The organism is Armatimonas sp. (assembly GCF_031410135.1).
Lineage (GTDB): Bacteria > Armatimonadota > Armatimonadia > Armatimonadales > Armatimonadaceae > Armatimonas.
The window spans coordinates 1-5,701 of sequence record NZ_JANNYP010000291.1; the positions used below are offsets into that span (position 1 = coordinate 1).

Here is a 5,701-nt window from a genome sequence, read left to right on the forward strand (position 1 = left end):
GGGAACCTAAAACAGCTTCTCAAGATTGTCACGGCCTTTACCCTGGCCCATAGCATCACACTGGTTCTGGCGACACTGAATATCCTGAGTCCGTCGCCTAAACTAGTCGAGCCGACCATTGCGCTGAGCATTGTGATCGTGGGCGTTCAGGGGCTGGTGCGCCTGTCTTCGGAGCAGAAAACGAAAGACTTACGTCTGACGCTAGCCTTCTGTTTCGGCCTGATCCATGGCTTCGGGTTTGCCAGTGTGCTCCGCGAGCTAGAGCTTCCACGCGAGGCGCTTGGCTGGTCGCTCTTTGCCTTTAATATCGGGGTGGAGCTGGGGCAGGCGTGTATCGTTCTGGCCGTCTCACCGCTGCTGGCGCTTCTCACACAGCGCCGTCCTGAGCTGGCAAGGCGCGTGGTAATGTGTGGCCTCTGTGGCGTCGTGCTCGCCGGTGCGTACTGGTTTGGGCAGCGGCTCTAGCTCTCGGCAGGCACAGGAGGCGCTGCCTCAGGGACGCGCATGGAGATGCCACGGCTTACTCCGGGCTCCTGCATGGTGATGCCGTACCAGAGCGGGGCGGCTTCCATGGTCGTGGCGTTGTGGGTGATCAGAATAAACTGGCTCTCTTGACCAAACTCCCGCACTAAGTCCGCGAACTTCTCCACGTTTGCGCCATCCAGCGGCGCATCTACTTCGTCCAAGACGCAGAAAGGCGCAGGACGGACTTCCAGAAACGCGAAGAGCAGTGCAGTGGCAGTCAGCGCACGCTCGCCGCCAGAGAGCAGCGAGAGGTTTTGCCGTTTCTTGCCGGGAGGCTGGGCAAGAATGTCAATGCCGGTCTCTAAAACATCGCTGGGATCGGTCATGACCAAGTCGGTCGAGCCGCCACCAAAGAGCCGGGTGAAGAACTTCTGAAAGGCGACGTTTACTTTATCAAAAGTCTCCGCAAAGACCCCTCGGGTAGAGTCATCAATCTCGGTAATCGTCGCAAACAGCTTGTCTTTCGCACTTTCGAGATCGGCCTTCTGCTCGGTGAGGAATCTGAAACGCTCCGAGACACGCTCGTACTCTTCGATGGCTCCTAAGTTCACGGTTCCTAGTGCCCGAATCTCACGACGCAGGCGGGCGATCTCTTGTGCGACATCACGCTCGACAGGCACACCGCCGGTCAGCGCGACGGCGGAGTCGGGGTGCAGGTCGTACTCATCTTGCAGGCGCTGGCCGATCGTCTCCGCCTGAGTCTCGACACGGGCCGCACGGAGCCGGGCCTGCTGCCCCCGCTCATTGGTGAACTGAATTGTGCGCTGGACAAGCCGGATGCGCTCGGTGAGCTGGAAGTTCTCATTGACCAGCGCCTGCCGACGCTCGCGCCACTTCTCTACCTCAGCGGCAGCCTCCCCTAAGGATTTCTTGGCGATGTCGCGCTCGCCTGCACGCTGGATCGCTTCAGCATCCTCGGTGGCAATCGTGCTCTCAGCCTCCCGCGTACGGCGGCGGCGGTCGTCGGCGGTGACAGTCGCCCGCATTGCCCCTTCTTCCGCGCGCTTGGCATCGCGTGCCAGCCCCACGGCACGCTCGCGCAGGCTGGCGGCTTCGGTGGCAATTACCCGGGCCTGATCGCGTGCCTCATCCCGCCGAACCGTCAGTGCCACTTGCCGACGTGTCAGCTCCTCCCGGCTCGCCAACGTAGACTCATCGGTGCGATCTGCCTCGTCAATGGCAGCCGAGAGGGTGGCTTCCCGGCTGGCATCGGCCTCCCCCGAGCTTATCAGCTGTCCAGTGCGGGTCTGGAGCTGCTGCGCCTCGCGCTGTAGGCGATCTGCCTCTGTTTTCTTATTCTGCCCACGCCGCTCGGTATCCAGAGCCGCTTCACGGGCACGCTGCACCGCGCTCTCGGCATCACGAACGGCCTGACGGGCACTCTCCACCGCGCTTCGAGCCTCGGTTTGCTGGGTGGCAATGCGCTCCAGAGCACCCCGCCCCACTTCAACCGCCTCACCAAGCTCCCCGATCTCACGTTTGCGCGAGAGAAGATTCGGCCCCTGTCGCCCTGCACGCCCTCCGGTAATCGCTCCTGTGGGCAACACCAGCTCTCCGGTGAGAGTGACAATACGTGACCAGTCGCGATCTAGCTGCCGAGAGACCTCGGTCGCCACATCTAGATCGTCCACAACCAGCACACGGGCTAAGTGCACACGAACCGCTAGCGAGACATCGTCGGAAAAGCGAACCAGCTCCGCCGCAGAGCCGTGCACACCGCTGTATTTCTTCGCCGCCGCTCGCAGAGAGCTGGGCACAGGCTGGTCTCGGAGGCGATCCAGCGGAAGAAACGTCGCACGTCCTCCCCGGCTCTCATGAAGAAAGCGAATGCCCTCTTTAGCCTGCTTCTCGGTGTCAGTGATAATGTCCTGAAGGCTTCCCCCCAGCGCGACCTCAATGGCGGTCTCAAACTCAGCGGGTACTTTGATCGCATCCGCGAATAACGTAAAGCGCCCCGAGATCTTTCCCTCTGCCGCCGCACTCAGCGCCACCTTCACGCCCCCGAAGTAGCCTTCTTGCATGGCTTCGGTCTCTTCCAAAACCCGGAGCCGAGACTCAGAACCTGCAAGCTCTCGCTCTTTACGGCGGCGCAGCTCTTCCAGTTCGCTGACACGTGACGAAGCGGCGCTGAAGTTGGGCTCGGCGATAGTGGTAAGTGCTGCAGCAACACTGGATTGCTCTTGTTTTTGGGTCTCAAGAAGCTCTCCGAGCTTGGCATGCTCCTGTAAAGCGTTCTCCACCTCAGCGACACGCTGGGAGGCTCGCTCGTTCGCCTCACGGATCTCCTCTTTACGCCGGAGAATGCGCTCCCGAAGGCTATCGCGCTCCGCTTTCTGGGCGGCGAGCTTGCGTGCAAGGGCAAGGTAGTCAGCTTCTTGTCCTGCAAGCATCCGCGAGAGCTCCCCCAGCGCCTTCTCCGCGTCGCGGGCAACTCCCTCGTGCCCGGCGAGTGTCTTTGTTTTTTCGGCAAGCTGCGCCTCCGCAGATTTCGCCTCCATTTTCAGGCTCTCCGCCTCGGTGGCGAGCCTTAGCTTATCGGAGTCCAGCGCCTCTAAGTCCGATGCCAGGGCTTCCAGTGTCTTTCGCGCACTGAGCTTGCGCTCCTCCGCCAGGGCAATCCGGCTTTCGAGCCGCTCCACTTGTGTCATCGTGAGCTGCTGCCGAATTCGCGCCGCGTCCATCTGGCTCTCGGCATCGGAGATGCGCTGCCCCAGCCCGAGAGCGCTCGCCTCCAGGTCCACAACCTCAACCTCAAGCGCCTCCGCCTCTTTCTTAGCCTCAACCGCCGATTTTTCCAGCTCGGAAAGCTCGTCTTTGGCACGCTTGTAGTCCGCCGCAAGCTGACCAACCTCCACCGCTTTGAGTCGGTCCGTCAGCTCGTTGTGCTTTTGTGCCGTCTCTGCCTGAAGCCGTAGCGGCTCCACTTGGATACTCAGCTCGCCCAAGATATCCCGCACCCGAATGAGATTCAGCTCCGTGTTCTCTAGCTTGCGCTGCGCCTCGCGCTTCTTGACCCGGTACTTCTTAATGCCCGCCGCTTCTTCAAAAAGCTCACGGCGGTCTTCGGGCTTGGCGGAGAGAATCCCATCAATCTCGCTCTGGTTCACAATGGCGTAGGCCCCCCTGCCCACCCCCGTGTCCGTAAACAAATCCGCGATATCTTTGAGCCGACACGCGACTTTATTGAGCAGAAACTCGCTGTCGCCATTACGGTAGATTCGACGCGTGACACTGACTTCGGAGAAGTCCAGCGGCAGAAAACGGTCTTCGTTGTCTACCGTGAGGGTCACTTCCGCCATGCCCATCGGCTTGCGCTTGGACGAGCCCGCAAAAATCACATCGCGCGCATTGGTGGCTCGCAGGTTAGAAGCCTTCTGCTCCCCCAGGCACCAGACGAGCGCATCGAGCAAGTTTGACTTCCCCGACCCGTTCGGCCCGACGATACAGGTGACACCGGGGACGAACTCGATCTCCGTCTTGTCCGCGAAAGTCTTAAAACCATGAAGAGTCAGGCGTTTGAGGCGCATAAGCGGTGCATTTTACCACTTTTGCCCTCCCTCCCCCCTACCCCCTCCCTCCCGATAACGGGAAAGGGAGGGGGAGACAGAGAGAGGAGAGATAAAAAATATCTGCTTGGTTTTATCAGAATCGGGGGATGTCACCCGTTCTACGGCAGGAGGTTTGATTTACAATGGTTCCAACAGCCCGTTATCGGTATCGTCATGTCACACAAGAGCTAGTGACACGCGCACGTCAGCTTCGGCGAGAGAGTACTCCCGCCGAGCAAGTTCTCTGGGAGGCCCTTCGTGGCTCACAGCTTCAGGGAGCACGCTTTCGTAGGCAGCACCCCGTCGAGACGTTTATCCTGGATTTCTACTGCCCACGCCACAAGCTAGTCATTGAGATTGATGGTGGCATACATTCTCAGCCAGAAGTTCGAGAGCGTGATGAAGAGCGACAACACTGGATCGAAGCACATGGCTACGAGTTTCTCCGTTTCACCAATGAAGAAGTCCTACACGAGCTATCGTGGGTTCTCGCAAGTATACGCGCAAAGATCAGCTAGTTCCCCGTGCTCCCCCACCAGCACCCCCTCCCATTATTGGGAGGGGGTGGCGCAGTGAGGAACGAACGGAGCCGGGGGAGGGAAAAAAGTGCGGGGAGGGCAAACCAAAATAAAACTACACCCGCATGACGGAGACGAGGATCACAGGGCGGCGACCGACGCGCTTCTCGAAGAACTTCTTCAGGACATTGCGGATATCGCCCTGGAGCGCTTCGGGTTCGCGGGGGGCATCGCCCTCGCCTTCCAGCAACTTCTCCACCACGTCCGCAGCCTCCGAGAGAAGCTCGTCGGCGCTGTCCATGTAGAAACAGCCACGTGAGAGAAACTCGGGGCCACCGATTAGCTCACTGGTCTCTGAGTCCAGCACCACTACCACGTTGACAAAGCCATCATTGGCGAGGAACTGACGGTCCCGCAGAACTAGCTCGTGGATCTCCTGGCCCGTGTCGCCATCAATGAGCACCGCACCCGACGGTACCCGATCCACGACCTCGCCCTTTTCCGTGTCCAGCTCCAGCACATCGCCTAGCTCCAGAACAAAGACATCCTCGGGCAGCCAGCCCATCTCTTGGGCGTACTTACTGTAGAGATGCAGCATACGGCGCTCGCCGTGTACGGGAATCACATACTGTGGGTTGGTAATGTTAAGAATCAGCTTGAGCTCGTCGGAGTAGCCGTGGCCGCTGACGTGCACGGGCATGAGGGCATCGTAGATCACGTTGGCCCCCAGTGCAAAGAGCCGGTTAACCACACTCCAGACCGCCGACTCGTTACCGGGAATGGGCGACGACGACAAGACAACGGTATCGCCCTTCTGGATCGTCACTTGCCGATGATCGCCACCCGCCATACGCGAGAGTCCAGCGAGGGGCTCACCCTGGCTTCCCGTGGTGAGAATAGTGATCTGCTCGGGCTTGTTGCTATTAATGTCGTCGCCACGCATCCGAATGCCTTCGGGAACCGACAAGTAGCCCAACGCGGCGGCCATGTCCATGTTCTGTGCCATCGAGCGGCCCACTGCAGCCACTTTACGCCCGTACTTTTTGCTGGAGTCCACGGCCATCTGCATGCGGTGGATCTGGCTGGCGAAGCTGGCGATAATCACGCGGC

General features: G+C 60.0%; 4 protein-coding genes. 2 read left to right on the plus strand and 2 right to left on the minus strand.

Translation table 11 applies throughout. The features are described 5' to 3' along the window. On the plus strand, positions 1–465 hold a 465-nt coding region (locus RMO15_RS10545; RefSeq protein WP_309711704.1), incomplete at its 5' end, for a HupE/UreJ family protein. Here the strand turns inward: RMO15_RS10545 and smc are convergent. Then, complete coding sequence (smc, locus tag RMO15_RS10550) at positions 462–4,052, minus strand: chromosome segregation protein SMC (protein ID WP_309711709.1); 3,591 nt, start codon at positions 4,050–4,052, stop codon at positions 462–464. The genes RMO15_RS10545 and smc overlap by 4 nt on opposite strands. 164 nt (positions 4,053–4,216) lie before the next feature. Here smc and RMO15_RS10555 point away from each other — a divergent pair, with 164 nt between their 5' ends. After that, positions 4,217–4,591, plus strand: a complete 375-nt coding sequence (locus tag RMO15_RS10555; RefSeq protein ID WP_309711712.1) for an endonuclease domain-containing protein — start codon at positions 4,217–4,219, stop codon at positions 4,589–4,591. Positions 4,592–4,706: 115 nt separating this feature from the next. On the opposite strand, the gene RMO15_RS10560 is transcribed toward RMO15_RS10555, so the two are convergent. After that, on the minus strand, positions 4,707–5,701 hold a 995-nt coding region (locus RMO15_RS10560), incomplete at its 5' end, for a ribonuclease J (RefSeq protein WP_309711715.1).

Excerpts from the sequence above, each read along its gene's own strand:
- smc (WP_309711709.1), bottom strand. The coding sequence starts at position 4,052 with ATGCGCCTCAAACGCCTGACTCTTCATGGTTTTAAGACTTTCGCGGAC.
- RMO15_RS10555 (WP_309711712.1), top strand. The coding sequence starts at position 4,217 with ATGGTTCCAACAGCCCGTTATCGGTATCGTCATGTCACACAAGAGCTA.